The following is a 23,848-nucleotide window of genomic DNA, read 5'->3' as shown; positions in this document are numbered from 1 at the left end:
TTTAGGAGCGGCGGGCGGCGCATGAAACGTCAATTGCATGTCGGCAACCAGTTACTGGAAATCCGTTAATGCCCCCGCGATCACAGCGTGGCTGCGCTGCCGAGCACGGCGGTCACTTGACTGGACAGAAAACCTCCATTTGCATGTGCAACAGCCAAATCCGCGGCAACCTGCCTGTCTCCGGCAGTGCCGGTCAGCTGCCGATAGGCTTCGACGATGGTGAAGAGACCGTACATGCCGGGGTGAACGCAGGCCAGGCCGCCACCATTCGTATTGACCGGCAATTGGCCGCCCGGTCCGATAGCGCCCGAAGCGACGAAATCGCCGCCTTCCCCTTTCTTGCAGAAGCCGAGATCTTCGAGGAACAAGATCGTGTTGATCGTGAAGGCATCATATAACTGCACGACATCGATGTCAGAGACCGTAATGCGAGCCTGCGCATAGGCGCGCGCGCTGCTCGCCTTTGCCGCTGAAGTGGTGAGGTCAGGCATCTGCGCAATCTGATAATGGTCGGTCGCCTCGCCCACTCCAAGCAGATAGGCTGCCGTGCGTCCGCCCACCCAATCCTTGCGCGCCATGACCACCGCCGCCGCACCATCCGTCACCAGGCAACAATCCAGTACCGAAAGCGGATCGGAAACCATCCGCGCATTATCATACTCCTCGCGGCTCAAAGGCTTTCGCAAAAAGGCTTCGGGATTGAGCATGGCCCATTCACGCGCGGTCCTCGCGACCGCATAGAAATGATCGCGGGTGGTGCCGAACTCATGCATGTGACGGCTCGCCGCCAAGGCATAGCCGCTGACCGGTAGCCGGGGACTATATGGCTTTTCGTAGAGATTTGGCCCCGCAGCACTGACCAGGCCACCGACGCCGGTACGCTGGTTGCTGCCATAGGCCACAAGCGCAACATCGATTTCCCCGGCGGCCAGCGCATGGGCCGCCACGTTCATCTGGGTGAGAAACGCAGATCCGCCGGTGCGATTGTTGTTGGTGAGCTTTGGCTGAATGCCAAGATATTCGGCAAAAGACAGTCCGCTTAGAAAATCGTTCGGAAGCGCGATGAACAGGCCGTCGACCTGCGAGAGCGAGAGACCGGACTCTTCCAGCGCCGCAAGGGCGGCACGACTGGCCAGATCCATCGATGTGAACCCTGGCGCCTCGCCAATCCCGAATGTAGCCGCACCGATGAGCGCAGTCGGCGTGCGACGATCCCCGATCATGGCCGCAACTCCTCTTTAGGCGTTTCGCCATCAAGAGGCACGAATATGACTGCGTGGTGGTCTTCGAACGGCACGATGCGCGCGCGTACCCGCATACCGATGCGGACATCCGCGGCGGCCACCCCTTCAATTCGGCTCATCATGCGTGGGCCCTCGTCGAGTTCCACGATCGCCACATTATAGTCTGCCTGCGGCGGCCGCACCCGGACGACCGTCGTCGCATGGACGGTGCCAAATCCTGATGCCTCGATCCATTCCAGATCGGTGCTGCCGGTGCCCGGTTCGGCCACCCGCGGATAGAAAAAGGGCGTCGCATCAGGTCGTCGGCGTTGCAGCATGAACCTGCCCTGGGCCAGAAACTCGAGATACTCCTTGTCCGGCCGCGTTGCCTGCATCGTCGTCACCTGCACGAATTCACCTGTCTTCACGAACTGATGTGGTAGCCGCCATTCACCGAAATGACCTGGCCCGTGATGTAGGAGGCTGCCTGCGACAGCAGGAAGCAGACGGGCGTTGCGACTTCCTCGGGAGTACCCCAGCGACCCATGGGTATCTGGGCCAGATAGGTGTCCCGAAACTTTTCGCCACGTACGGTTTCCGTCATCGGCGTTTCCACGACCCCGAATGCGACGGCATTGACGCGGATGCCCCTGGCCGCCCATTCCCGTGCCGCCGACATGGTAAGGCCATTGATTCCTGCTTTGGCCGCGCCATAGTTGATCTGGCCGACCGTGCCGCGACGGCCTGCGTCGGATGAGATGTTGACGATCGCCCCTGGAGCCTTCTCATCGGCCGCCGCACGCTCCAGCATCTTTCGGCCAACCGCCTGCATCAGGCGGAAGGGCGCCGTCAAGTTGACGTCAATAACCGCGTCCCAGGTTTCGATATCCATCCTGTGGATCATGGCTGCACGAGAGATTCCGGCATTGTTCACCAACCCGTCAATTCCCCCGGCCCATTTATCGGCCCCCTCCACGGTCGCCGTCACAAAGGCGCCGTCGGTGACATCGCCGTCGGCGATCATCAGCCGATCACCACCCACCTCATTTTGAAACTCCCGCAATGCGTTGGCGTTTCGATCCATCGCCACCACCCTGCCCCCGAGCGCCAGGATTCCATTCGCGATCGCGCGACCTATTCCCTGGCCCGCGCCGGTCACGATCACGGACCTGTTCTCCAGCGACATGGGATTGATCATTTATTGGCTCCGTGATTGAAAGCGTTGGGCATATCTATTGTCTGATCGCGGCAATCCACACCGCCGGCGATCAGCACTAGAAATTTCATTCAGCGCCTGACCCTGACAGGAGGGGGCCGGTGGATAGCAACGTCCCCCATTGCATCTGGTGCGTGGGCCAGACTAGCGGGTGTGATGCCGGCAGACAGCCCCCAAGCCGAACGACTTTCCGATTACCACATATGTGTCAAAGCGCCGCGCTGCCTGGCTTTCAGGCTGCCTGCGATCCACTGTCCCGACACAGAAGATGCGTTTCGACGAGTTCGCGCAGGCGCTGCACGAGCAGTTCCTTCTGGGGAGCGATCACTTCGGCGGCTCCCCCAATGCCTATCACTGTCGGGACCGGGAATACATTTTCGGGCAAACTCATCGCGATTACGGCGGCTCCAGGGCTGATCTCGCTTCTTTCGATATACAGGTAACCGTTTTCGCGAATGAAATTGACGTCCGCCAGCAGTGCGTCGAGGCAGATAATGCTCTCTTCCGGAAGTCTTTCCGCGTTGATGCGGCGGACAAGCTTGCTGATCTCGGCATCCGACAGGTTTTTCAGAAGAGCTCGCCCGCTTGCCGAGCGGAGCAATGGCCGCTTCTGTCCAGGCGTCAGGTGAAGGCGTAAGGACGTCGTGGATTGCGCAACCTGTATATATTGTGACGCCAGCTTGTTGCGTATGGCCAGATAGGCAGTCTGGCCCGATATCTGGTTCGCCTTGCGCAACAAGGATGAAAGGCGGTCTTCCCCATGCAATTGATCGAGTGCCCAAGACCCGAGCAGACGCACTCTGCTGGTAGGCATGAAGGTGCGATCGCCATTATTATAGGCAAGATATCCAAGGACATTCAGACTGCGCATTATCTCCGAGGTGCTGGACTGGGGATAGTCCAGCGCGCGCGCCACTTGTGCGATATTGGCCGGTCCTTGATGATGATCGAAATACTCCAGGATCTGCATGGTTCTCCCGGTGGATTTCACGACATTGAGGGGCAGCGCTTCCCATTTGGCTGGTCTGCCAGGGCTTTCCTGCATGTTGTCCTGCGGCTGATTAAGCCCGTCACCCGAAGAAGCCGCTTCTTCCCTATCGCGCTCGATTCCGGCCATGAGTTCCATGTCAACTCCTCTCCTCGCTATCGCGCCTGCACCATCCGTTCCTCGCCGCTTTGGTGCGCCATTAGGACGTATGTTCTAAATCGGTAACATATATGTGATGGCCGGTCAAAATGGATTTGCATCGGGCTTCATTGGCCGTTCCCGAGAAGTAGCCTTGTGAATGGGCGCCTAGAGTAATGGCCAGTCAGAGGGTAGCGCCTGACGGCCGAGAAATCGGAACAGGCAAAGGTATGAAGCGGTCGATCTGATGAGACCAACCGCTTCACGCGCTGCCTGCATTCACCCCGTCCTGATCCCGGGGCACGGCGATGCTCGAGCCCGGCTTCAACCCGGATCGAGCATCCTTGCGGTCGATCTGCGGAACGATCAGTTCACCATCGACATGCCGCCGCTGACGCTGAGCGTCTGGCCAGTGATATAGTCGGATTCCGCGCTGGCGAAAAACAGAACGGCGTGAGCGATTTCCTCCGGCTCTGCGACGCGGCGAAACGGAATGACGCTTTTCAGCCCTTCCTTGAGCTTGTCGGACTGGACATGATAAAGCGGAGTGTTGGTGGGTCCGGGTGCGACGCAATTGACGTTCACCTTGCCGCGCGCGGCCTCTCGGGCAAGCGTTTTGGTGAAGGAGATAATGCCTCCCTTCGCGCCCGAATAGACCGCTTCACCGGGACTGCCAATCCGGCCTGCGTCGCTGGAAATGTTGACGACCTTGCCGCCACCCTGCTCCATCATGCCGGGGACGAAATGATGGCAAAGATGGACCGGCCCCAGATAGTTGATGGCCACGATCAAGTCCCAGGTTTCCGGTTTGCTTTTGAGGAACGGTTCAACAAGGTCCCAACCCGCCGCGTTGACGAGGATATCGAGCGTTCCGACTTTGCCGAGCACCGCCGCTGCAAAGGCATCAATGCTCGGCCGGTTGGTCAGGTCTAGCTTCTCGAACTCGGCCTGGCCGCCAGCGGCGCGGATTTCCTCGGCGGCTGCCTTCCCCCCTTCCTCATTGATATCGGCGACAAAGACCCGCGCGCCTTGCTCCGCCGCCATGCGGGCAATCGTCTTGCCTATGCCAGAGGCGGCGCCGGTCACCACCATGGATTTGCCTTTAAATCTGTCCGTCATGTTGGACACCCTCTCGTGAAAATGATTGCTGCCGATCAGATCTTGCAGGTCGGATCGAATTTCGGTGCCCGCTTCTCGCGATGCGAAGCGACGCCCTCGCGCACTTCCGGCCCGGTCAGGCCCAGCATCTCATATGCGACGGATGCATCGAACGACGGACCTGCCATGCGGAACCAGTTGTTGAGCGAGGTCTTGGTCCAGCGGATCGCGCTTTGCGCGCCGTTCGACAGCCGCACGGCGACTTCGAGAGCCTTGTCGTCAAGTTCCTCATCCTCGCAGGTGAGCGAAATGAGCCCCATGCGCTCCGCCTCTTCGCCGGAAACCGAGTCACAGGTCAGCAGATAATATTTGGCCTTCGCCATGCCGCACAGCAGTGGCCAGATGATGACCGAATGGTCGCCCGCGGCGACGCCGAGGCGGGTATGGCCGTCGATCAGGCGCGCATTCTTGGACGCGATCGATATATCCGCCAGCAACCCGCAGACCAGACCAGCACCGACCGCCGGACCCCGCATGGCGCTGATGATGGGCTTGTTGCAGTTGATGATGTTGTAGACGAGATTCCGCGTCTCCTTCCAGATCTGGTTTCGGAAATGATAGTCGGTCATCGAGCGTTCCACGATTGCGAAATCACCGCCAGCGGAGAACGCCTTTTTGCCGCCCGTCAGGATGACCGAGGAAATGCTTTCGTCGTCGTCTATGTCCCGCCAAATCGTAACGAGCTCCGCATGCATCTGACCACAAACGGGAGTCAGCTTCTCGGGATCGCCCATGGTGATGCGCAGTACGCGATCGGCAGGAAAATCGAACAGCAACTTCTCATAATTCTTCAAATAGGCAGACATGAGACCTCCAGAGAAGATAAATATGGTTGTTTTAAATCGAACGGATGCGGATCGTTGCCGCATCATCATCCACCGTCCGGACCAGATAGCAACCAAGCGCCGGCCATCTCCATGCAGAATCTTTGTTCGCAACCATATACCGTGTACGTGGAAGATGATGTCCTCTCGTAAAGCGGCATTGAAGTGCCCATGCGATCCCCGCAAAAAGTTTCGGATGCTAGTTCCCCTTCTGAGGCCGGCAGGCGCCGTCAGCACCGGGGATCCGGCTCCAATCCGCCTGCCGGGATCGGCTGTCACCCACCCAAAAGGCCATCAATCTGAAAGGAAATAGTCAAATGTCAGACGGCACCGTCAAGAGCATGCGCGCAAGCGCGCGCCCTATGGCAGCCAATGACAGCGCCTCTTTGTGGGACTTTGGCGGAGGCGTCGCCTGTTTCGAAGTCCATAGGAAGATGAATACGCTCGATGTTCAGGCCCTTGAAGTGCTGGAGTTCGCGATATCGGCAGCGGGCAATGCGTTTGGCGGGCTGGTCATCGGCAACGACGATCCGCGCGCCTTTTCGGCGGGGGCGGACCTTGCATATAACCACGGCATGGTATCGGCAGGGGATTGGCCAGCCCTGGCCACCTACTTCAAGAAAGGCCAAGGTCTGTGTCAGACGCTGTCAGCCATATCCGTGCCGGTCGTGGCAGCAGTCCACGGCTTCGCGCTTGGAGGTGGATGCGAGATCATGCTCCATTCCCACGCAGTGGTCGCGCATGCGGGCTTGCGGGCAGGCCTTCCCGAGATCAAGGTGGGGCTCATCCCGGCTTGGGGAGGCTGCACCCAGCTGCTTTTGCGATGCGTCGAGCGACATGGGCCGGAAAAGGGGCTTGCGCATGCCCTGGCCGCGCTGCAGGCAGGGGTGATCGCAACGTCAGCCCAGGAGTGCGAAGAGATGGGGCTGTTGCGGCCCGGCACGCAGATAGTCGCTGAGCGGGCAGATCTCCTGCCTGCCGCCGTCGCGAAGGTGGCAGCGATGATGGCGGAAGGCTTTACGCCGCCGGCCCAGCCACAACTGACCTATTGCGGCGAGGCAGGCTATTCGGAGCATATTCAACGAGTGGACGCCGCGGAAGCCGAAGGTGCACTTGATACCGGCAGCGCCGTCGTCATGCGGGAGATTGTGAGCGTGCTGACCGGCTATCCCGCCGTGGTTGAAAAGGCGACGCTGCCTATCACGGTTTCGCTGGAGGGCGAATTGGCAAGCGCCAATCGGCTGATCAGGACAGAGGCCGCGCTGACCGCAATCGCCAGGTTGATTGGCGGATGAAATCGCATGGCCAACGCTGAACCCAGGAAAATCCTATGCGCGACAAGGTTCGAGGGTAGATTTGTTCATTGTCGGGAGTTTGTCCGATGAAAGTCGAACCAGATCTGGGAGCGATCGCCGCCAGACCGGATGTTGCCATCATGGCCACACGCCAGATCGCGCTGAACGAAATCCTGTTTCGTGACAAGGTGGTTCTGGTGTCGGGCGGTGCGACTGGCATTGGACGGGCACTGGTGTGGATGTTGGCGCGCATGGGCGCGAAAGTGGTGACGTGCGGACGTTCGGCGGAAAAGCTGGATATTCTGCGCGATGAACTGGCCAGCCAAGATTATGAAATTTTGGCCGTCCCGACCGATATACGTAAGTCTGAGGACGTCGCTTCGCTCTTTGCCCAGATACGGGCACACCATGGCCGGCTCGACCTGCTCATCAACAATGCTGGTGGCCAATTTCCGCAATCCGCAATCGACATGAGTGCCAACGGCTTTCGCGCAGTCATCGACAATAATCTTTTGGGCACCTGGTCGATGATGCAATCTGCTGCGCGCTATTGGCGCGACACGAATATGCCCGGTTCGATCGTCAACGTGGTCGCGGTGGTAGATCGCGGTATATTGGGCGCCGCGCATACGGCGGCGGCTCGCGCCGGGGTGATCTATCTTTCCAAAACCGTCGCGGTGGAGTGGATTCCGTTGAAGATCCGCGTCAACTGCGTAGCCCCCGGCACCATCTTCACCGAAGGCATGGCCGGGTACCCTGAAGAGGCCAAGAAGACGTTCGCGCGCAGCAATCCGATGCTGAGGCTTGGCGATCCATGGGAAGTTGCGGAAGCTTGCCTCTTCATTGGTTCCGACGCGAGTTCCTTCACCACGGGTGAACTCCTTCGTGTCGATGGCGGCGGCCAGCTTTGGGGTGAGCAATGGACGCAGGGCAAGCCCGAATATTTCCGCGAGTAACGAATTGCCTCGCCATCACCGGTTCTCGTCAACTCGCTGGAACCATGAGATTATGTATAACCAATGCTAAAGCAAGTCGATAAAATGAGGAGAGAGGTTGATGACGAACCGCAGGCTCGAGGGCAAGGTCGCTATCGTCACAGGTGCCGCGGGAGGCATGGGGCGCGGCTACGCACTTCATCTCGCAAAGCTTGGGGCAGATGTCGCCATATTCGACAAGGATCTCGATGCTGGCAAGCGTGCCGGAGAGTATGAAGCCGAGAGTGTCGAGCAGGAAATTCGTGACCTCGGCCAACGCGTCGTAGCGGTGCAGGCCGACCTTTCGCGGCGAGAGGAAGCCCAGGCCGCCGTCGAACAGGCCGCGCGTGAGCTTGGATCGATCGACATCCTCGTTAACAACGCCGGCGGGGCCATCACTCCTGCCGAGCGGAGCTATGCGACCACCTCGCCCGACGACGACATGGCATTGCTGATCAACGTCAATTTCCTGAGCGCGGTCTATTGCTGCCAGGCCGCCGTCCCGTTGATGAACAGGCCCGGCGGGGCCATCATAAACATCGTCACCTTCGGCGCGTTCGCGGGCGACAGCAAGGGAAAATACGCCGTATATTCCGGCGCAAAAGCCGCCCTGCTGACCTATACAAGGCATCTCGCGGTCGAGTTGGGGCCGATCGGCATTCGGGCCAACTGCGTTGCTCCGGGACTCATTCACACCCCGCGGGTCGCGGCCGCAGCCGCAGCGCGCGGCATGGGCACGAGCGATCAGGCAGGGGCGATCCCGCTGCGCCGCTTCGGCAAGGTCGAGGATATGGTCGGTGCCATCGAGTTTCTCGGCAGCGACATGTCGAATTACATCACCGGCGAATGCATCAGGGTCACTGGAGGGCTTGGTCTCATCTCCCTCTGATTGTCACAGATGTGGCGTTCAAAAAGCGCTGCGCTGCGACGAAGATTTCTCCACACGCCATTCAATGGAAAGAATTATGGAAGAAAATGACAGGCTGATCGAGGTTGAACGGGACAATGGCTTTGCCACGATCTGGTTGAACCGTCCGGACCGCTTGAACGCGCTTGTTCCCGAAATGCTCGCGGCCTTTGACCGCATCATGCAGGATCTCAACGATGATCCTGACATCTCGGCCGTCATACTGACGGGCAAGGGCAAGGCCTTTTGTGTTGGTCTTGACGTCGCGGTTTTGCAGGAATCCGGTCCGGAGCCTTTCCTGCCCTTCAATCCGGCGCGGACGATCAGCCAATGGAAAGGTCCGGTGATCGCGGCGATCAACGGACTCTCGGTAACGGGCGGGCTGGAGATTACGGTAGCCTGCGATATCATACTCGCTTCGGAGGATGCTGTTTTCGTTGACACCCATTCACGGGTCGGGCTGTTGCCCGGCTGGGGGCTGTCAGTTCGCCTGCACAGGGCCGTCGGCATCTATCGCGCAAAGGAACTGGAACTGACCGGCAGGCGGCTTCCTGCCCGCGAAGCCGCTGACTGGGGTTTGGTCAATCGCGTGGTGCCTGCGTCGGATCTTCTGGATACAGCCCGCGAAATGGCGCGTGCCATTGTCGGCGGCGCGCCCGGCCTACCAGCGGAAACCAAGGCCCTCATCGACAAGGTGAGCCTGGTATCGATGGAACAGGGTATAGAGCTCGAAGCGCAAATCGGCTTCGAACGCCAGGCAAGGAGCGGTAGATCGCTGTCCTTCGCCCATGTCGGACAATCGAAATGACAAGGGCGGCACCGACAAGGATCCATGTCGCCTCACCGCGATCAGGATAGTTGCCGCAGCATGTCCTTGCTGAACGGCTTCAGGGCTTGCAGATCGCCGTCACGTATACGCTCTGCCCAGTCCGGATTCGCGATGATGGCGCGGCCCACTGCCACGAGATCGAATTCGTGCGCAGTCAACCGCTCCAGCAGATTGTCGAGTGAACCGGTCTGTGCGTTCTGGAACGTGACGCGACTGTCCTTCCCCGACACGAAATCGCTGTCCAGGCCGACATTCCCCACGGTTATGGTCGGCTTGCCGGAAATTTTCTTCACCCATCCAGCGAGATTGAGGTCACTGCCGGGAAATTCCGGCTGGTAATAGCGTCTTGTGCTGCAATCGAACATGTCCACGCCAGCATCCACCAGTGGGTCCAGAAATGCTTCGAGCGATGCCGGATCTGTGACCAGGCGCGCGTCATAGTCCTGCTGCTTCCATTGGGACCATCGAAGGATGATCGGAAAGTGCGGTCCCACCCGCCCTCTTATGGCTGCTGTGATCTCCGCAGCGAACCGGACGCGATTGGCTATATTGCCGCCATATCGATCCGTACGCCGATTGCTTTTCTCCCAGAAGAATTCGTCGATCAGATATCCGTGCGCGCCGTGGATTTCCACGCCGTCAAACCCCAACAGCTTCGCGTCGGAGGCGGCCGTTGCGAAAGCCTCGATTACCGCCTCTATGTCCTCCTGGCTCATCTCGTGACACAATGGCTCGAGCGATTGGGTCAGCCCCGAGGGAGTAAAGGCGGGTATTGACGGGTCGGGAGAAGCTCCCGGATGTCGTGCCGAGCCTGTGTGCCAGAGCTGCGGGACGATGCTTCCGCCCTGGTCATGCACTGCATCGACCACGCGCTTCCATCCCGCCAGCGCATCAGTGCCGTGGAAAAATGGTATCTTTTCATAGGCGTTGGCGGCAGGATGATTGATGCAGGTTCCTTCAGTGACGATCAGGCCGACGGACTTTGCGCGGCGGGCATAATAGTCGCGCACATCGTCACCGGGAACATTGCCTGGTGAACGATGCCTTGTCATCGCCGGCATGACGATCCGGTTGCGCAGTTTGAGATTGCCCAACTGGAAGGGCTGAAACAGTGCATCGACCCCGTTCACCTGATGACTCCAGATCTTTCGGCAGGAGTGCCGCGGGCGTCGGGCAATCCCATGGCCGATGGAGCAGCCGAAGGCATCAAGCCGCCGAACTTTGCTCTAGCACGTGGCGGGCAACCACCAGTTGCTGGATCTCGGCAGTGCCTTCCTCGAACCAGAATCCCCGCGCATCACGATAAATGCGTTCGATCGCGGCAGCCTTTGTATAGCCCCAACCGCCATGCACGCGCAGCGACAGGTCGGTCACCCGGCCCACCATGTTGAGGTTGAAGAGCTTTGCCGTCGCAGCTTGCGCCGTGAAATCCTTGCCATCTTCGCACAGCCTGGCGGCGTACCGAACAAGATGTCGGGCCGCTTCGATGTCCGCATGCATCATCGCGATGTGGGTTTGGATCTGCGCTCGTGTGGCGATCGGTTTGCCGAAGGTCACGCGTCGTTTCGCGAAGGCCACGGCCTCATCCAACGCCCTCTGCGCCAGGCCGACCATCGTCGTCGAAAGCGACACACGGCTGTAATCGAGGAAAAACAGGGCGACCTCCAGCCCTTGGCCTACCGCGCCCAGGCGATATTTGTCGGCAACCGCCATATTCTTGTAGCGCAGGAAGGCATGCCCCGTGCCATGCAGCCCCATTGTATGCTGCGTAGCGTCAATCTCGAAACCATCGGTGTCCCGCGGGATAAGAAATGCAGTCAGCGAGTCCTTCTGACCGCCTTCATCCGTCGCTGCCACGAGGAGGAACCAGTCGGCGCGATCCGCCCAGGTGATGAGGTGCTTTTCGCCGCTGACATACCAGAGGTCGCCGTCGCGTCGTGCGACCGATTTCAGATCCCGTCCGGTCCCGCCCGTCATTTCCGTGAGGGCGAAAGCCACGACAGCATCGCCCGCGGCCATCTTGGGAAGGATGGCGCGCTGCTCCTCGCTCCCGAAATTATGGATCGGGCGCCATATCCCGTTCGTCGTGTGCACCAGCATGCGCCCCACCCCCGGTCCTTCAGCCGCTGCTTCGAGATAAGGCAGATATTCGGTCACGCTCATGCCATAGCCGCCATATTCGACGGGAAGCGTCAGTCGATAGCAGCCGATTTCGGCGGCACGTCGATGGACATGATCGGGCAGCGAATCGGTGCGTTCCACTTCTGCATATGCCTCCTCGACCTCCGTCAGGAAAAATTCCCGGAATTTGTCGAGGGCGATTATCTGGCTCATTCTCATCCTGCTCCGTGATCGCATGTCTTGATTTTTCAGTGGCCTTGACCAGAGCGGAGCTCTGAAGGCCGGACAACATGCGTGGCTATGTCGAGAAAACGCTAGTTTTAGTTCGTGCGTGGAGTCAACGCGGCCATCGCCAAACCGAGCCTTTGTAGCATTATTACCGCCACCTCGTTATCTTCCTGGATGACGGAGAGGTGTGATGGCCAATAGTTCGCTTTGGGATAGGTTGCCGTGATGGACACAGCTCCCGCCAATCTTCGCCTCGTTGTTTCACCAGGTCAGTTGTTGCTGGAAAATGCACCGAAGGAAGCGCGCCCGGCCGGCTGGGCGCGCCTGAAGGTGCTGGCATGCGGCATCTGCGGCACCGACCTGCATTTGTTGCATGGCATGAAGCTGCCCATGGGCGCCGCCTATCCGATATTTCCAGGGCATGAAGTTGCGGCCGAAGTGATTGAGGCTGATCCTGGATGTGGCCCTCAGCCCGGCTCCAAGGTCGTTCTTCATCCGCTGCTGACGTGCGGGCGATGCCAGGAATGCATCTCTGGTCGGGAAAATCACTGCGCATCCGGCGAAATGCTGGGGGTTCATCGTGCGGGTGGCCTTGCTCAGGAGATGATCTGGCGATCAGACCGGCTTGTGCCGGCGGACGACCTGGACCCCCAGCAGGCGGCTCTGTTGCCCGATGCGGTCGCCACCGCCTTCCATGCACTGCGCCGGTCGAACCTTCCGCAAGGCGGCAAACTCGCGGTGATCGGGTCGGGAGGCGTGGGCACCAACATATTGCAGATAAGCCGCGCGCTTGATCCGGCCGTCACTCTGGTCGCGGTGGTGAACAGCGAGGGAACAGCCAGGCGGATCAGCGAGTTGGGCATTCCCGTGATCCACGGCCTGGAGGGCGCAGGCCGGGCGTGCAAGGCGGATTTTGGCGAAATGGACGCGGTCATTGATTTCAGCGGTGCGGAAGCAGCGCCGAACGAGGCGATCCGCATGCTGCGCAAGGGCGGGCGGCTGGTACTTGGTTCGGTGCGTGACGAAAGGGTTTCGCTGGCCACTAGCTACACTGGCCTCATGACCCGGGAAATCGAGATCGTTGGCAGCTATTCGTCGACGTTGAGCGATTTATGGGCCGTCACGGAACTGGTGCGGAGCGGCCAATTGTCTCTGGCCGGCCTTGTCACCCACAGCTTCGCTTTGGAAGACGCGGAACAGGCGTTCGCTGTTTTGGAACAGCGTCCGGCCGGAATGGTGCGGGTCGTCGTCGCGGCCTGAACAGCTCCTGCCGTGGCGTCAGGAATCCTGACTCTCAAACGGCGAGAAAGCGTGCTTTGCGATCAGAAGTTGCTGAATCTGGTTGGTCCCCTCCCATATCTGAGTGACCTTGGCGTCGCGCATCATTCGTTCCACCGGATAATCCGCGATATACCCGTAACCGCCGTGAAGCTGCACGGCATTGGTCGTGATGGACATCGCCGCGTTGGTGCATAGCAGCTTCGCCATGCTGGCGAACGCGCGGGCACGCTCGTCATTCTTTCCGGCAATGGCGACGCAGCGATAGAGCAGGCTGCGCGCCGCCTCCACCTCCGCCATCATGTCCGCAACCATGCCGCGGATCATCTGGAAACGGGACAAGGGCTGCCCAAACTGCGTCCTCTGGCTGGTATAGGCAATCGTCTCGTCCAGCGCTCCCTGAGCGATGCCCAGCCCATGCGCCGCAATCAGCGGCCGGCTATATGTCAATATGTCCATCATGGTTGCATATCCTGCGGTCGGATCACCCACCACGCGGCCCTCCGGCACGAAGCAATCAACAAAGAGCACATCGGCAAGCGGCGATCCCCGCATACCCATTTTTCGTTCCGCTCGGCCAAAGGAGACGCCGGGATCGTCGCGATGGACCATGAAGATGCCGAAGCCACCGGTCGCATTCCGCGCGAGCACCGCATACCAGTCGGCAACTCCGGCGTTGGAGATGAATCTTTTCGCGCCATTCAGCCGCCAGCCTCCGGCGGTTGGTTCGCCCACCGTCCGGATACCCGCCACGTCGGAACCTCCGCCGGGTTCCGTCAGGCAGAAGCTGGCTTGCGCGCGCCCCGCCGCCACTTGCGGTACAATATGCTCCTTCAACTCAGCGCTGCCTGCGACGATCAACGGCATGATCGCGACCCAACTGGTGAGCATCAGATGAGCGGTGCAGGCGCAAACCCGTGCGATTTCCTCGACCGCGAGCACCTGCGCCATCAGGTCACCGTCGCCGCCGCCAAACGCGGCGGGGAAGGCCAGCCCAGGCAGATCAAGCTTACGGATTGCTGCGATAGACTCCGTTGGAAATCGTGCCTCTTCATCGACGATGGCGGAAAATGGCTTGATTTCAGCCTCCGCAAAGCGCCGCAGATAAGCGCGGTGCGCATCGTAGATGTCCTGGGCCTCCATCCTGCCTCTCCATCAAAGCTGTGAAATCTGGGCGTCAGTGCTGATCCCGAACGGCATCGGGATGATAGTCCATCGTCACTGATGTAAAAGACAGGCAGCGCGCCCAGCCCTGCTTTGCGGCTGCTTTTCGCATCCTCGTTAATTGGAAGCGCGCGACTGGTCTTGCCTGGCATGTCCGCGTACCAGCCGAGTCAGGAGCGTAACCCGATGACGCAAATGCAGACAGAAGATCCAGCCTATCCCCGGTTGTTCGCCGCATGGCGGCGCAGAGGCGTTTCGCTGTCCAATCGCCTTGTCATGGGTGCGATGCATACCGGGCTTGAGCGGCTGGACCGCGCTGATGAGCGAATTGGCGCATTTTATCGCGAGCGCGCCGAAGGCGGTGTTGGATTGATCATTACTGGCGGCGTGTCCCCCAATGCCGTTGGTCGACTGGATGAGGAAGCGCCCTGGCTGGAATGCGGGCGCGATGAAGCATGGCATAGCGCCATCGTCGGATCTGTGCGCGGCACGGAGACGAAGATATGCATGCAGCTGCTTCATGCAGGGCGCTACGCAAAACTTCCTGAATGCGTTGGTGCATCCGCTTTAAAAGCCCGGATCAGCCGATACGCGCCGACGGCCTTGTCAACCGACGCAGTCTGGCAGACGATCGATGATTTCGCCAAGGCGGCGCGTTTGGCCCATGAACTGGGCTATCACGGTGTCGAGATCATGGGATCGGAAGGTTATCTGATCAATCAGTTCACGGCCAAAGCGACCAACGACCGAATAGACGCATTTGGCGGTTCCTTCGAAAACCGGGTGCGGCTGCCGCAGGAAATCGTCCGGGCCGTGCGGCAGCAGGTGCCTGACGATTTCCTTGTCATCTACCGCATTTCCGCGGTCGATCTCGTTCCGGACGGGATGACGCTGGAAGAGACGCAGGCTCTGGCCATGCTTGTCGAGAAGGCTGGGGCATCGATGTTGAATAGCGGCATCGGCTGGCATGAATCCTTCATACCCACGATTGCGGCAATGGTCCCCCGTGCGGCCTGGTCCTACGCCGTAAGGCAGGTGAAGGAGGCAGTATCCATCCCCGTCATAGCGTCCAACCGCATCAACGATCCACAAGTGGCGGAAGACCTGCTGTCTACAGGTGTCGCAGATTTCGTCTCATTGGCGCGCCCTCTCCTCGCGGACCCGTTGTTCGCGGCCAAGGCCAAGGCTAATCGGCCGGAAAGCATCGCAACCTGTATTGCGTGCAATCAGGCCTGCCTAGACCGCGCGCTGCGGAGCCTGCGTGTTTCGTGCATGGTCAATCCCCGGGCAGGGCATGAGATTGATCTGGTCGTCACGCCTGCTCCCCTGCCCAAAAGGATCGCAGTCGCAGGCGGCGGCGCGGCAGGCATGAATTTCGCATTCAACGCAGCCGCGCGAGGGCATGATGTGACCTTGTTCGAAGCGGGCGAGCGGCTGGGCGGCCAACTTCTCATGGCGCGCGAAGTACCTGAGAAATTCGAGTTCAACGAGGCGCTGCGCTATTTCGAACAGCGTCTGGCCGAAGAGAATGTCTCCATCCGCCTCAATCATCCATGTTCCGCGGACGAACTGGTGCAGGGCGGCTATGATGAGGTGGTCATCGCGACCGGCGTCGTCCCGCGAAAACTCGACATTCCCGGTGCCGACGACCCGCGCGTTCTAAGCTACGTCGACATACTCCGCAACCACAAACCTGTCGGCACGAACGTCGCCATCATAGGCGCTGGGGGCATCGGCTTTGATGTCGCAGAATTCCTGCTCGGCGATCCGGATGATGTTCCAACGCTGAGCGAATTCGCGGAGGAATATGGACTGGACATGAGCCTGCGGGCCCCTGGCGGGATCGTACAACGCGCGGAAGCCCGTCCTCGCCGGCATATCACGCTGATGCAGCGCAAGAATGCGCGGCCCGCCGGCATTGCGCAATCGGTGTCCACCAGTTGGATTCACAGGGACAAGCTTCAAAGAGCCGGGGTCGAGATGCTCGGCGGGGTGGAATATCGCCGTGTCGAGCCGGCCGGATTGGTGATTGCGGTCGATGGAGAAGAGCGCCGGATCGCGGCGGACACCATCATCGTCTGTGCCGGCCAGGTATCGCAACGTTCCCTTTATGAGGAACTGCTTGCCCGGATGCCGGTCGAAAGGGTGCATATCATCGGCGGCGCCGATGTCGCGGGCGAACTCGATGCCGTACGCGCGATCGACCAGGCCACCAGACTCGCCTTGAGCATCTGAGGCATCGTTCTGGCGCCGGACATAGTCGTCGCGCTGCTGAACGCATCAACCGGCCCCCTATCCTCTCGTAATCCTGGGTGACAATGCTTCACGCACCTTCATCCTCTCTCTGATGAAAGAGTACGGTCAGCTATCCGTGTAGCTTGGGGGCCGCTTTTCCTTGAAGGCGGCGATCGCCTCACGATGATCGGCTGTTTCCATCAGCATGATCTGCTGCCTGTCTTCAAGCGCGAGGGCGGCTTCAATGCTGCCGAGTTGCGCTTGCGCATTGATCGACTCCTTGGTCATGCGCAGCCCCATCGGGGACGCCTTCAGCATGTCCCGCGCAAGCTCCAGCCCGCAATCAAGCAATTCTTCCGCTTCGACCACCGCGCTCACCAGACCGGTCGCCAGCGCCCTGTCCGGAAAGATGAAACGCCCGGACAGCAGGAATTCGGACGCGACAGAGAGGCCGACGAGCTTCGGGAGGAAATAGCCCGATCCCATGTCCGTGCCGCCGACGCCTATCCTGACATAGGCTGCGTGAAACTTCGCCTGGGGGGTGCAATATCGCACGTCGCAGGCCAGGGTGAGGGAAAATCCGGCACCTGCCGCCGGACCCTGGACCAGGCAGATAATGGGTTGCGGACAGGACCGCATGGCGCGAATTACGTTCGAATAACGGATCTGGATGTCGTACTGGCGCTGCACCCGTCCTGGACCAGGCGCTGCAAAGGCCGGGGAATTCAGGTCTCCACCCGCGCAAAAGACGCGTCCTTCCGCGCGCAACAGCACAACGCGCACGTCGCGGCGCGCATGCAGATCCTGAAAATAGGCGGCTAGTTCGTCCGCCAGCTCAGGGCTCATTGCATTCAGGGCTTCCGGGCGGTTGAGCGTGAGGATCTCGATCGGCCCGCGCCTTTCAACGATGGTAAGCGACGTTTCGGCGCTGGTCATATTCGTCTCTCCATTCTTCCTGTGCTCTGCCGGTCAGACAAGCCCTGCGCGCCGTCGGATTCTCGTGCCCGGGATTGGACAGCGCTGACATTCCGCACTTCATTTCGGGTAGTTGGATAGCAGCACTTTGAGCGACGAACGAGGTGAAGCGGAAACTGCCATATATCTGGTAGTTACAGGATACGAATTGACAGCCGGCATGCAGTCATCAGAACATCGATCATCAGGGTTTCTTCGAAAAGCCTGGCTGGCAAGGCTATTCAGCCAGCCAGACACTGTGGATCGACAAGGCCGATAGACGTCAGGATAAATAGTCGCGACGGGTCATTCGGATCAAGCCGCCAGGGAGAGTGATGGTGTCGAACGAGGTTGCCGATCAGCCCAACGGATCAGGCTTGCAACACTCAAATGCCGTTGGAGACTCCTCCTTCGATGCCAAGTCGTTCGACATGACATTGGGAGGCCTGATCCGGCGGGCCGCTGAGGACGCAGGAAACCGTATTGCAATGGTCGATGGCGTTGCCGACGCCGCGCGGAGGCGGCGCTGGACCTACGCCCAGTTGCTGCAGCAAGCCGAGCAGACCGCGCGCGCGCTTCTTGCCCGTTTCCAGCCAGGCGACCGCATCGCCGTGTGCTCGCCCAATTGCCCGGAGTGGGTGATCCTCGAATTCGGCACCGCGCTGGCGGGCATGGTGCTTGTTCCCGCCAATCCGATGTATCGCGAAGCTGAATTAGCGGGCATTCTGCAGGATTGCGAGGCGACTGCGCTGTTCCATGCAGATTCCTGGCGGGCGAACGATATTGCCGATGTCGCGATGGCAGTCCGCGACAATACGCTCCCTGAACTTGCCCTCATTTCCTTTTCCGATTGGGATGCATTCCTGGCGAACGGAGACGCTGCGCGCGAACTGCCGCACGTAAATCCGCGTGATCCGGTGATCATTCAGTTTACATCGGGGACGACCGGACGGCCAAAGGGCGCGATCCTGCATCATGGCCTGATCAACCCGCCCCGCAATGTCGCCAATTGTTGCGGCTTGCCCGAATATGGCGTCTGGCTCAACGCCATGCCCATGTACCATATCGGGGGAGCGGTCGTTTCATTGCTGGCGACGATCTCCAAACATGGCACCTTCGTACAGATGCGTGAATGGGACCCTGATCTGGCCCTCGAGCTGATCGAAACCGAGCGTTGCAACGGGATGCTGTTGGTCCCCACCATGGTGGTCACGATGCTGGATCGGCCGGATTTCGCGAAATATGATCTTTCCAGCATCGATTTTATCGTGGCTGGCGCGGCGCCCGTGCCGCCCGCCTTGCTGGAACGGGTGACCGATCGCATCGGTTGCCGCATGATGATATGTTTCGGCCAGACCGAGGCTGGCGGGCCGGTCACGAACACCGCAATCGGCGACGGCGCGCACGAATTGTCAAATACCCTGGGCCGCGCCTTGCCCGGCATGCAGATCGAAATTCGTGATCCGCAGACGGGTGCCACTCTTCCACCCGGAGAGAAGGGGGAAATGTGCTTCAAGAGTGCACAGGTCATGCTGGGCTATTATGGGCGGGAGGAAGAAACCCGCGCGGCGTTCACGCCCGACGGGTGGTTGCGGTCGGGAGACCTCGGCATGCTCGACGAGCGCGGCTACATGTCGATCACCGGCCGGTTGAAGGACATGATCATCCGCGGCGGCATCAATATTTACCCCCGCGAAGTGGAAGATGTCCTGTTCGAACATCCGAACGTCGCGCAAGCCGCAGTGATCGGCGTTCCTGACGATAAATGGGGTGAGATCATCGTCGCCATCGTGCAGGCTGCCGATGGGCACCAGCTCGATTTCGAGGAACTGCATCAGCACTGCCGCGATCGGCTGGCGTCGTTCAAGGTTCCTGCCCTGTGGGTCCCGACAGACACCTTTCCGCTCAATCCAACTGGCAAGGTCCAGAAGTTCGTCCTGATCGACCAGGTGAGAAATGGTGAGCTAACGACAATTTCGGTTCGGTGACGAGCCTGCAAGCGATATCAGGAACGTCCCATCCAGCAATGTTATCGCACCTTCCAGCCGATGGAAGGCCGGTGTCCTAATCCAGGGCGGCGCGGCACGCTGGCGGCGTGCCGGAACCCAGCGTCTTCGGATCAATCGGCAGGTCGCGGCGCACATATCCCTGAAACAGCGCATCAAGCTGCACCTCGGCATCGCGCGTGACTTGCAACAGCCATGTCCGGAACGCCGTCAGCGCAGGCCCATCGGGGCGGCCCCGTCGGGTTACGATATAGTGCGGCAGATGGGCGTCAAAAATCTGATTGACGGGCATGATCAGGCGACGGGCGCGCAGGTCATCAGCAATCAGGAAGAGATTGCCAAGCGCGATGCCCGCGCCCTGCCGGGCAGCCTGGTACGTCATGCTGAGGGAGTCGAATCCGATATGATGCTGCTGAGGGAACTGGCGCACATCCAACGCCGACAAAAGCGGCAACCACAGCTCCGACTCCCGGGGTGAGGTGAGAAAGGTTTCCCGCTCCAAATCCAGAGGCTCGATCCATTGCCGTCCCTTCAGCAAGGCAGGAGAGCATATGAGTGCGAGGTACGTGTCAAACAGCCTGTCGCAGCGGAAATCATCGCCCTGCGGCGGCCTGCCGGTCAATGCCATATCGAAATCGTCGTCCCGCCACTCGGCGTCCTTGATCGAAAGGCTGAGATCGAGGTGAATATCGGGGTACAGCGCCCTGAAATCCGAAAGCCGGCCTGCCAACCATTCGGTCGTGAAGGTCGAGTAGAAGCGGAGCCTCAATCTATTGTCGCGCTGCCGATCGGTCGCGAGGCGGTGGCTCGCACTGTCGATCTCGCCGAACGCGCGCGCAAGTGACGCAAGATAGGCGACACAATCGGGCGTCGGCTCCACGCCGGAGGTCTGACGGCGCAGGAGGGTGCGGCCGAAAAAGCCCTCGAGCAAGCTTATGTGCCGGCTGACAGCACCCACAGAGACGCCAAGTTCCTTGGCCGCTGCGGAGAGGCTGCCGCGCCTTCCGGCTGCCTCCAGCGCACGTAGGGCGTTAAGGGACGGGAGACGATAGCGCACATTGGCTCCCCATGGCATCACTCCTTATCATATCGTTTTAAATCGATGGAGAAAGCCTACGCCTTGACGTGCTTGGCGGTCAAGGAAGCGGCCTTCAGATCGCATACCCGGTTTGACAAAATTGTCACTGCCGCCCCCGACATGCAAACGGCATCAATCCGGCAAGAACAATACGTCGGAGAGGAGACATCGCGGTGAGCGAAGAGGCATTCGATTTCGATGTAATCATCGCCGGCGCCGGCCCGGTCGGTTTGACGATGACCATCGACCTGGGCCGCCGGGGCATCCGTACCATGATCATGGAACGCGATCCAAGCACCGCTCCCTGGCCTAAAATGGACCGGTCGAACGCCCGTACCATGGAAATCTACCGCCGTATGGGCATAGTCGATCGGATTCGCGCGCTGGGCTATCCGGGCGATAATCCGATGGATGTGTTGCTGGTCCGGACGATGAACGAGCCGCCCCTGGCTCAGATCGCCTTCCCTTGCGTCGATGAAAAGCGCGCCCTGGTGGCCGCCACGAACGACGGCACGATCCCGCTAGAACCCTATCAGCTTGTCTCCCAGAATGCGATCGAACCGCTGTTGCGGGAAGTCGCAGAAAGCGAGACGCCAAACACGACCGTTCGCTACGGTCTGGAATTGTCGAGCATCGAACAGGATGAAACTGGCGTCACGGTTAAGGCGCAACGCACCGACGGCAGCGGAGAGGTGGAGACATTCCGCGCCCGTTACCTGGTGGGCTGCGACGGCGGACGCAGCACGGTGCGCAAGCAGTTGGGCATCAGGCTTACGGGTGTTTCCGCGCCCACCGATATGCGCCAGGTCATCTTCAAATCGAAGGATCTTTACGATCGGATGGCTGTGCCGAAGGGCCGCCACTACAGCTTCCTCTCCGGCGGATCGCTGGTGGCCCAGGGGTCTCGCCAGGAATTCACCTTTCACACGCCGCTGCCCGAAGACACGGATTTCAGGAAGGTCCTGCGCGAGCATATCGGTTTCGACTGCGAAATCGACATCGAACATGTGCTGACCTGGCGGCCGCATCTCCGCCTCGCGGAGCGCTACCGCGAAGGCCGTGTGCTGCTGGCCGGCGATTCTGTCCATCTTGTGATCCCTACGGGCGGCCTTGGCATGAATACCGGCATCGGCGACGCGATCGATCTTTCGTGGAAACTCGCCGGAACGATCCATGGATGGGGCGGACCGGAACTGCTCAACTCCTACGAGTTAGAAAGACGCCCGGTCGCGCAGCGAAACATCGAGGCGTCGGGCTGGGCCGCCGACGGTGCGGCCTACTGGCCCGCCACCATCACGCGGGAGGTATATGAATTCGGTCCCGTGGGCGAAGCCGCGCGCGAGCGGCTGGGCGCCACCTTCGTGCGCCAGCACGGGCGCATGCACGGCATGGTCGGTGCAGAAACCTGCTATTCCTACGCAGGCTCCACGCTCGTGGCGCATGAACCCGGCAATATGCCCCATTGGGAATTCAGCCGCATCGTTCCCCACGGTCGGCCCGGCATTCGTATTCCGCATATGTGGTTGAAGGACGGACGCGCTTTGCAGGATGTGCTTGGCGACGATTACACTCTGCTCGATCTGACCGGCACATATGACAGCGCCGAGATGGAGTCCGCCTTTGCCGAAATCGGCGCGCCACTTGATGTCATCAGGCTGGACGAGCCTCATGTTCGTGATACGTTGAAGGGCTCGGTTTTCCTGTTGCGCCCCGATCTTCACATCGCCTGGCGCGGCAGGGGCTATCCCGAAGGGGCATGGGGCATCGCCCGCCTCGCGACGGGACACGGCGCCGGCTATGACGCCTGATCGGGAGAAGAGCCGATGATACGCGAAACGGGTCAAATTCCCCATTCTGCCGATGTGGTCGTGCTTGGCGGCGGCATTGCCGGACATTGCGCCGCGCTGGAGGCTGCCGAACTCGGCGCCCAGGTCCTTTTCCTCGAAAAAGCGTCTCAGGCGGGCGGCAGTTCAGCCATGGCCGGGGGGGGCTTCATCTTTGCGGGCACTGACCTGATGCAGGAAGCAGGCTTTGATGACGGTCCAGAAGTGCTGCGCCAGCGTCTTTTCGCGTCCGGAAAGAACCGGAACAGCCCGGTGCTGGTCGACGCATTCGTCAAGCATCAATTGGAAGCCTATCACTTCCTCAAGGATCATGGCGCAAAGTTCAAACTCAATTCGATGGACCGATGCCTCCACGAAACCGGTACGGGTCGGGTGGTCACCAACATGCACATGGCGGCCCTTGCCCATCCCAACATCGTCTACGCATCGAAATGCGCCGGTATGAAGCTGATGCGCGATGGGGAAACGGGCCGCGTGCGCGAAATCATGGTCGCTTATGGCGACGAAGTCATGTCAATCGAGGCGAAACGCGGCATCGTCCTTGCCACCGGCGGATTTTCGCGTTCGCGCGAACTGATCGGTGTGTTCGCGCCGGAACTGCTGAGCGCCGTCAAGCATGGAGGAGTCGCGAACACTGGCGATGGTCTCATGCTGGCATGCGATCTCGGGGCGGGGCTTGCGGATCTGGGCTACGTCTCCGGCTCCTTCGGTGGCGCCATTCGCAACTATCCCCATGGCGTGCAGGGTGCGGATGAGGTTCCGCCATTGCTCTTCAGCTTCCTGTCGGGCGGCATCATGGTCAACGCCGAGGGCCAGCGCTTTGTCAACGAAGGGCAGCCTTACAAGGCGCTGGGCGGCGCGGGCATGGCGCAAACGGGGGGCATCGCCTTCCAGCTGTTCGACAGCAAGCTGCTTGAAACGGCGTTTGACGACAGCTCGGTCAACAATTATCCCGAAGGCATCGCTGCCGGTTATATCCGGACGGCCGATACGATCGCCGATCTGGCGCGGGCGATGGCGATCGATCCGGATGCTCTGGAAGCGACGGTAAAACGCTACAACGCCAATGTTCGCAATGGCAGCGATCCGGATTTTGGACGGACCAGCAACCTCATGACGGTCGATGCGCCGCCCTATTGCATTGCAGCCACCGCCAATGCGCTGACCTCCACTTATGGTGGGATCACCACAAACGGGGACATGGCGGTCACCGATTGGATGGGTGAGCCGATCCAGGGATTGTACGCGGCGGGCGAGGTCGTTGGCGGTTTCCATGGAGCCGGCTATCTCAGCGGCACGTCGCTTTCCTCATCGGCGACGTTCGGAATGCTGGCGGGACGCGCCGCGGCGGGTCAGCCGGGCGCCTGAATCAATTTCCGGAGGCATGA

At 60.2% G+C, this 23,848-nt stretch carries 20 protein-coding genes; 9 read left to right on the top strand and 11 right to left on the bottom strand.

The features are described 5' to 3' along the window. Nucleotides 1-80: 80 nt before the first annotated feature. The 6 genes from MRBLMC3_RS10995 to MRBLMC3_RS10970 all read right to left on the bottom strand — a co-directional run bounded on the left by MRBLMC3_RS10995 (nucleotide 81) and on the right by MRBLMC3_RS10970 (nucleotide 5,529). Nucleotides 81-1,223: an acetyl-CoA acetyltransferase gene (locus tag MRBLMC3_RS10995; protein ID WP_363828588.1), complete on the bottom strand. Its 1,143-nt coding sequence runs from the start codon at nucleotides 1,221-1,223 to the stop codon at nucleotides 81-83. Further along, entirely contained in the window at nucleotides 1,220-1,651 is a 432-nt protein-coding gene (locus MRBLMC3_RS10990; protein ID WP_363828585.1) for a Zn-ribbon domain-containing OB-fold protein, read from the bottom strand. The genes MRBLMC3_RS10995 and MRBLMC3_RS10990 overlap by 4 nt, the downstream gene beginning before the upstream one ends. Beyond that, a complete protein-coding gene (locus MRBLMC3_RS10985) occupies nucleotides 1,648-2,421 on the bottom strand; it encodes an SDR family NAD(P)-dependent oxidoreductase (RefSeq protein ID WP_363828582.1) in 774 nt (257 codons plus the stop codon). The genes MRBLMC3_RS10990 and MRBLMC3_RS10985 overlap by 4 nt, the downstream gene beginning before the upstream one ends. Before the next feature lie 250 nt (nucleotides 2,422-2,671). Continuing rightward, entirely contained in the window at nucleotides 2,672-3,565 is an 894-nt protein-coding gene (locus MRBLMC3_RS10980) for an IclR family transcriptional regulator (RefSeq protein WP_363828579.1), read from the bottom strand. Nucleotides 3,566-3,931: 366 nt separating this feature from the next. Further along, nucleotides 3,932-4,684 carry an SDR family NAD(P)-dependent oxidoreductase gene (locus MRBLMC3_RS10975; RefSeq protein ID WP_363828576.1) on the bottom strand — a complete coding sequence of 251 codons (753 nt, stop codon included), beginning with the start codon at nucleotides 4,682-4,684 and terminating at the stop codon, nucleotides 3,932-3,934. 35 nt (nucleotides 4,685-4,719) lie between these two features. Then, nucleotides 4,720-5,529, bottom strand: coding sequence for an enoyl-CoA hydratase/isomerase family protein (locus tag MRBLMC3_RS10970; RefSeq protein WP_363828574.1), 810 nt, complete (start codon nucleotides 5,527-5,529; stop codon nucleotides 4,720-4,722). 335 nt (nucleotides 5,530-5,864) lie between these two features. On the opposite strand from MRBLMC3_RS10970, the gene MRBLMC3_RS10965 reads away from it, so the two are divergent. From MRBLMC3_RS10965 to MRBLMC3_RS10950, 4 genes are all read left to right on the top strand, one after another. Continuing rightward, on the top strand, nucleotides 5,865-6,842 hold the full coding sequence (locus tag MRBLMC3_RS10965; RefSeq protein ID WP_363828571.1) for an enoyl-CoA hydratase/isomerase family protein: 978 nt from the start codon (nucleotides 5,865-5,867) through the stop codon (nucleotides 6,840-6,842). An 86-nt stretch (nucleotides 6,843-6,928) separates the two neighbouring features. Then, the gene (locus MRBLMC3_RS10960; protein ID WP_363828568.1) at nucleotides 6,929-7,798 is read left to right on the top strand and encodes an SDR family NAD(P)-dependent oxidoreductase; all 870 of its coding nucleotides are present in this window, start codon (nucleotides 6,929-6,931) and stop codon (nucleotides 7,796-7,798) included. Nucleotides 7,799-7,898: 100 nt separating this feature from the next. Next, nucleotides 7,899-8,705 carry an SDR family NAD(P)-dependent oxidoreductase gene (locus tag MRBLMC3_RS10955; protein ID WP_363829436.1) on the top strand — a complete coding sequence of 269 codons (807 nt, stop codon included), beginning with the start codon at nucleotides 7,899-7,901 and terminating at the stop codon, nucleotides 8,703-8,705. Beyond that, nucleotides 8,614-9,531 carry an enoyl-CoA hydratase-related protein gene (locus MRBLMC3_RS10950; RefSeq protein ID WP_363828565.1) on the top strand — a complete coding sequence of 306 codons (918 nt, stop codon included), beginning with the start codon at nucleotides 8,614-8,616 and terminating at the stop codon, nucleotides 9,529-9,531. The genes MRBLMC3_RS10955 and MRBLMC3_RS10950 overlap by 92 nt, the downstream gene beginning before the upstream one ends. A gap of 41 nt (nucleotides 9,532-9,572) precedes the next feature. Here MRBLMC3_RS10950 and MRBLMC3_RS10945 read toward each other — a convergent pair whose 3' ends face one another. Beyond that, entirely contained in the window at nucleotides 9,573-10,682 is a 1,110-nt protein-coding gene (locus MRBLMC3_RS10945; RefSeq protein WP_133654387.1) for an NADH:flavin oxidoreductase, read from the bottom strand. A 76-nt stretch (nucleotides 10,683-10,758) separates the two neighbouring features. Next, a complete protein-coding gene (locus tag MRBLMC3_RS10940; RefSeq protein ID WP_363828561.1) occupies nucleotides 10,759-11,886 on the bottom strand; it encodes an acyl-CoA dehydrogenase family protein in 1,128 nt (375 codons plus the stop codon). Nucleotides 11,887-12,126: 240 nt separating this feature from the next. On the opposite strand from MRBLMC3_RS10940, the gene MRBLMC3_RS10935 reads away from it, so the two are divergent. Beyond that, nucleotides 12,127-13,161, top strand: coding sequence for a zinc-dependent alcohol dehydrogenase (locus tag MRBLMC3_RS10935; protein WP_363829433.1), 1,035 nt, complete (start codon nucleotides 12,127-12,129; stop codon nucleotides 13,159-13,161). Between the two features lie 18 nt (nucleotides 13,162-13,179). Here the strand turns inward: MRBLMC3_RS10935 and MRBLMC3_RS10930 are convergent, their stop codons facing one another. Further along, nucleotides 13,180-14,322, bottom strand: a complete 1,143-nt coding sequence (locus MRBLMC3_RS10930; protein ID WP_363828558.1) for an acyl-CoA dehydrogenase family protein — start codon at nucleotides 14,320-14,322, stop codon at nucleotides 13,180-13,182. Between the two features lie 207 nt (nucleotides 14,323-14,529). On the opposite strand from MRBLMC3_RS10930, the gene MRBLMC3_RS10925 reads away from it, so the two are divergent. Continuing rightward, entirely contained in the window at nucleotides 14,530-16,578 is a 2,049-nt protein-coding gene (locus MRBLMC3_RS10925; protein WP_363828555.1) for an NADPH-dependent 2,4-dienoyl-CoA reductase, read from the top strand. Between the two features lie 126 nt (nucleotides 16,579-16,704). Here the strand turns inward: MRBLMC3_RS10925 and MRBLMC3_RS10920 are convergent, their stop codons facing one another. Beyond that, nucleotides 16,705-17,514 (bottom strand): enoyl-CoA hydratase/isomerase family protein, encoded by an 810-nt coding sequence (locus MRBLMC3_RS10920; protein ID WP_363828552.1) that lies wholly within the window; start codon nucleotides 17,512-17,514, stop codon nucleotides 16,705-16,707. Between the two features lie 353 nt (nucleotides 17,515-17,867). On the opposite strand from MRBLMC3_RS10920, the gene MRBLMC3_RS10915 reads away from it, so the two are divergent. Next, a complete protein-coding gene (locus MRBLMC3_RS10915; RefSeq protein ID WP_363828549.1) occupies nucleotides 17,868-19,520 on the top strand; it encodes a class I adenylate-forming enzyme family protein in 1,653 nt (550 codons plus the stop codon). A 76-nt stretch (nucleotides 19,521-19,596) separates the two neighbouring features. Here MRBLMC3_RS10915 and MRBLMC3_RS10910 read toward each other — a convergent pair whose 3' ends face one another. Beyond that, on the bottom strand, nucleotides 19,597-20,595 hold the full coding sequence (locus MRBLMC3_RS10910) for a LysR substrate-binding domain-containing protein (RefSeq protein ID WP_363828547.1): 999 nt from the start codon (nucleotides 20,593-20,595) through the stop codon (nucleotides 19,597-19,599). 194 nt (nucleotides 20,596-20,789) lie between these two features. Between MRBLMC3_RS10910 and MRBLMC3_RS10905 the strand changes: the two genes are divergently transcribed. Then, nucleotides 20,790-22,424, top strand: a complete 1,635-nt coding sequence (locus tag MRBLMC3_RS10905) for an FAD-dependent monooxygenase (protein WP_363828543.1) — start codon at nucleotides 20,790-20,792, stop codon at nucleotides 22,422-22,424. A 15-nt stretch (nucleotides 22,425-22,439) separates the two neighbouring features. Beyond that, the gene (locus tag MRBLMC3_RS10900; RefSeq protein ID WP_363828540.1) at nucleotides 22,440-23,828 is read left to right on the top strand and encodes an FAD-dependent oxidoreductase; all 1,389 of its coding nucleotides are present in this window, start codon (nucleotides 22,440-22,442) and stop codon (nucleotides 23,826-23,828) included. Nucleotides 23,829-23,848 lie beyond the last annotated feature (20 nt).

Origin of the sequence: Sphingobium sp. LMC3-1-1.1, assembly GCF_040676285.1 — a bacterium.
Taxonomy (GTDB): Bacteria; Pseudomonadota; Alphaproteobacteria; order Sphingomonadales; family Sphingomonadaceae; genus Sphingobium.
Note: the sequence above shows the minus strand (reverse complement) of the source record. Positions and strands in the feature narration are given on the sequence as shown.